The 620-nt window shown below is 68.5% G+C and carries 2 protein-coding genes; both read left to right on the forward strand.

The features are described from left to right. The coding region (locus tag WA788_RS35505; RefSeq protein ID WP_335984628.1) for an oligopeptide/dipeptide ABC transporter ATP-binding protein at positions 1 to 262 on the forward strand (262 nt) is incomplete at its 5' end. Beyond that, positions 255 to 620 (forward strand): ATP-binding cassette domain-containing protein (locus WA788_RS35510; protein WP_335984629.1); only part of this gene is annotated, 366 nt, incomplete at its 3' end. The genes WA788_RS35505 and WA788_RS35510, both read left to right, overlap by 8 nt.

Here is a 620-nt window from a genome sequence, read left to right on the forward strand (position 1 = left end):
GCACGACATCTACCGGGCGCCCGCGCACCCCTACACCAAGGGCCTGCTCCAGTCGATCCCGCGGCTGGACCGCAAGGGCCAGGAGCTTTACGCGATCAAGGGCCTGCCGCCCAACCTGACCCGTATCCCCGGCGGTTGCGCGTTCCACCCGCGCTGCCCGATCGCGCGGGACGTGTGCCGGACCGAGGTCCCGCAGCTGCACACCGTCGGCGCCGAGCGCGGCAGCGCCTGCCACTTCTGGAAGGAGACGATCGGTGACTGAGCCCATCCTGCGGGTCCGCAACCTGGTCAAGCACTTCCCGCTGACCCGCGGCATCCTGTTCCAGAAGGAGGTCGGCGCGGTCAAGGCCGTCGACGGCATCTCCTTCGACCTGTACGCGGGGGAGACGCTCGGCATCGTCGGCGAGTCCGGCTGCGGCAAGTCCACGGTGGCGAAGCTGCTGATGAACCTGGAGCGGGCCACCTCCGGCGAGGTGTTCTACAAGGGCGAGGACATCACCAAGCTGTCCGGGCGGGCGCTGAAGGCGGTCCGCAGGAACATCCAGATGGTCTTCCAGGACCCCTACACCTCGCTGAACCCCCGGATGACGGTCGGCGACATCATCGGCGAGCCCTTCGAC

This window comes from Streptomyces sp. CA2R106 (assembly GCF_037034245.1).
Taxonomy (GTDB): Bacteria; Actinomycetota; Actinomycetes; order Streptomycetales; family Streptomycetaceae; genus Actinacidiphila.